The following is a 2,825-nucleotide window of genomic DNA, read 5'->3' as shown; positions in this document are numbered from 1 at the left end:
GGCGGGTTCGTGTGAAAAATACGCGCTCAGATCGTCTGATGCAAGATAATTCGTTACAGACGCGCACGGTGCGCTGACGGGCAGGTGATGAACATCGTCAGGGATATAAAGAATTCAGGAGGATAGCGTTATTTAACAAGCCGCTTTTGAGATATGTAATTCCATCACACCCCACGCAAGATGTTATCTTGCAGTTTAGTTTTTTAAAAACAATAGGTTAATTTAATTTCGCGGCTGTTTTTGAGAGGTGTTAGTGAGATTGTGTGTTAATTAACACACAAATTGGTGCCGGATTGTGTGTTATCCCAGTGCTGAATTGTGTGTTATTAAGGTGCCTGATTGTGTGCTAATGCAGTGCTGTTTTGTGTGTCAATCCGGCACCGTAAGCGGCACTGCGGAGTGTGTTAATTGTGGTTATTATTTAAAAACATATAATTATGATATGAAAGTCACTTCGTGGTGCCGGATTGACACACATAAAAAAGGGCTGTAGTGCCGGATTGACACACATGAAAAACGGCTATGGTGCCGGATTGACACACATGAAAAACGGCCCTGGTGCCGGATTAACACACATAAAAACGATGTGCAGTGCCGGATTGACGCACCTTTCGGATTAAATGAACAGTGCCGGATTGACACACACTGAATCCGGGGTAAATAATAAGAGAAGGCGATTTTATCTGAATGCGGCCGCAGGGCCCGTACGGCAGAAAAGATAATTATCAATAAATAACAATGGCACGGTGTCATTAATACCCGTCCGACGAGGAAAGCCCGCATGGCACGCAGGAATATATATTTCAAGGAAAAAACTGAAAGGGAAGTACAGGAGCTTGTGCAGATTGAGCTGCAGAACGGCGCGACTCACGGTGAAGTTAACTTTTCCTCCGTGGTGAATGAACTCGTCGGTATCGGACTGATGGTGAAAAAACATCAGGGCGAGGGAAATAAATTCGACATGGAAGAGTTTAACCGCGACTTAATACGCCGCGTGGCGGGAACGCGTGAGGGGACCAGCATTATGATGGCCATGCTCACCGAAATGTATCTGCATCTGCGCGGAGAGTCCGGAGCGCAGGCGCTGGAAGAGATGATTGACCAGAACCTTACAGGTATGAGCACGGCCGAAGATAAAGCCGAAAGCAGGCATTTTATAAAGGAGGAGTAAACCTCTCCGGATTCTTATTCAAAGCCGGCAGCACGTCGCTGCCGTTTTTTTTACTTTCAGGTGCCCTGACTGCAGTCCGTCCGGAAGTGTACAGCTCACCACACCTGCACCTTATTCAGGTCATAGTGTCATCTTTTCATTTCATCCGGGCGCTTCTCAGTTTCTCTGAAATGAAAAGTCAGGGTTTGATTAAAAAGGGATGGTGAACGAAGTGGTTTTATTTAGAATGCCGTAAGCGCCCTGATTTCAGCTGTGAGCCCTGAACCCTCAGGCGACTTCGCTGCCGGTCTGAAATGCGGTATATTCCATCAATACACCGGGCTGATGAGTTATTATTTTTTTTGGCTGATTATGAAAGTCTGATATTCATAAGGGCATGATTAAATTCCGCCACGCGGGAATGCTTTACCACGTGGCGACCATGCCTTAAAGCAGTTTGCTGTTAAGTGAATAAAAAATGAAAGAAATTATTATTTATGAAATAAAGAGTATGGTGTCAGGCGCTGTTAATTACGAATCCTGCTGTTTACCTGCCAGCGGATTTTCCGCCACCACGACCTTTTCCAGAATGAACTCGTCAAATAAAATAGCCAGTTCGCGCAGCCGTCTTACCTCCTCATTCTCCGGCAGCTGCTGCTCCGTTAAATAATTCAGCGATGCCAGCAGGCGCTGCTGTATTTCCATGTTCACGCTGCGGCGATTAAAGCGCGCGCTGATTTCCATGTCCCGCCGTAAGTTTTCCGGAAAGCTGCTGCTGAACGCCGTGTTTTTACCGGGAATAAATGTTTTTTTATCTGTGTCTGCACTTTCATATTCGCTGGTTTCTTTCCGGATAATATCCAGACGTCCCTGAATAAACTCATCGAACAGCCTGGCCAGCGCAACCAGTCGCTGTCCCTCGTCGGTCTTAATCACGTGACGACGCGGAGAAAACTGCATCGACGTAATTAACCGGCTGATGATTTCGTCGTTGGTGGTATACCGCCGGACGCGTGCCGCCACGCGTAATTCCATCAGCAGGTTCTCCGGTAACCACAGTTTCCTGTACTGCATTTCCCCGCGGGCATATTTCCGTGGTCGTCCGCGACCGTCGGCCATCTTTTCTTTTACTTTCATGCGTTATCACCTCCCTACGAGGCTCACCCTGGACAGGCAGCAAGCGTACGCCACGCCCTTTCAGGATTAATCCTAAAAAGGAGCATGAGAGACTTTAAAAGTGTGATGTGCGTCACAGATTTTTTTTTTTTGAGAAAATGTACACTTACGGCGCGTTACGTCTGTTTACGTAAGTTGACATTCCCTTAACTCAAATCAAGGACTGCTCACCATGAAATCCCATGTCTTAACCCCCCTGAATAAAGGGGAGGTGGCGGTAGCATTGCCTGAGGGGTCCCCCTCAGCGCGCGGCTCTGTTATCGGCCATTTTACTGCCCGCTTTATGCCTGCCCTCCGCGCGCTTAACGCCGCGCAGAAGTCCGGCCCTGCTTTTCGCTTCACCCTGCTGCTGTGGGCACTGATGCTGGTCGTCACCGCTTTCCCGCACCTGGCCCACGCCACCGACCTGCTGAAAACGCAGCAGCAGGACGCCAGCGACACCTTCGGGCTGCAGAGCTCGGTGATGCGCTGGATATACTTTGCGGAAATCATCATCTCG

3 protein-coding genes are annotated in these 2,825 nt (G+C 48.5%); 2 read left to right on the top strand and 1 reads right to left on the bottom strand.

Annotation, left to right across the window (positions count from 1 at the left end; genetic code table 11):
• The first annotated feature begins 781 nt into the window (after positions 1-781).
• The gene (locus CBW22_RS00015) at positions 782-1,171 is read left to right on the top strand and encodes a relaxosome protein TraM (protein WP_088515712.1); all 390 of its coding nucleotides are present in this window, start codon (positions 782-784) and stop codon (positions 1,169-1,171) included.
• Between the two features lie 510 nt (positions 1,172-1,681).
• Here CBW22_RS00015 and CBW22_RS00010 read toward each other — a convergent pair.
• A complete protein-coding gene (locus CBW22_RS00010) occupies positions 1,682-2,287 on the bottom strand; it encodes a hypothetical protein (protein ID WP_088515711.1) in 606 nt (201 codons plus the stop codon).
• A 211-nt stretch (positions 2,288-2,498) separates the two neighbouring features.
• On the opposite strand from CBW22_RS00010, the gene CBW22_RS00005 reads away from it, so the two are divergent.
• A partial coding sequence (locus tag CBW22_RS00005) for a type IV conjugative transfer system pilin TraA (protein WP_141097280.1) occupies positions 2,499-2,825 on the top strand: 327 nt, incomplete at its 3' end.

The sequence above is a fragment of the Pantoea sp. VS1 genome (assembly GCF_002207995.1).
In the GTDB taxonomy this organism is placed as follows: domain Bacteria; phylum Pseudomonadota; class Gammaproteobacteria; order Enterobacterales; family Enterobacteriaceae; genus Pantoea; species Pantoea dispersa.
This window is presented reverse-complemented; position numbering and strand designations above follow the sequence as displayed.

Coding starts and splice junctions, on each gene's coding strand:
- CBW22_RS00010 (WP_088515711.1), bottom strand. CDS start 2,287: ATGAAAGTAAAAGAAAAGATGGCCGACGGTCGCGGACGACCACGGAAA.
- CBW22_RS00015 (WP_088515712.1), top strand. CDS start 782: ATGGCACGCAGGAATATATATTTCAAGGAAAAAACTGAAAGGGAAGTA.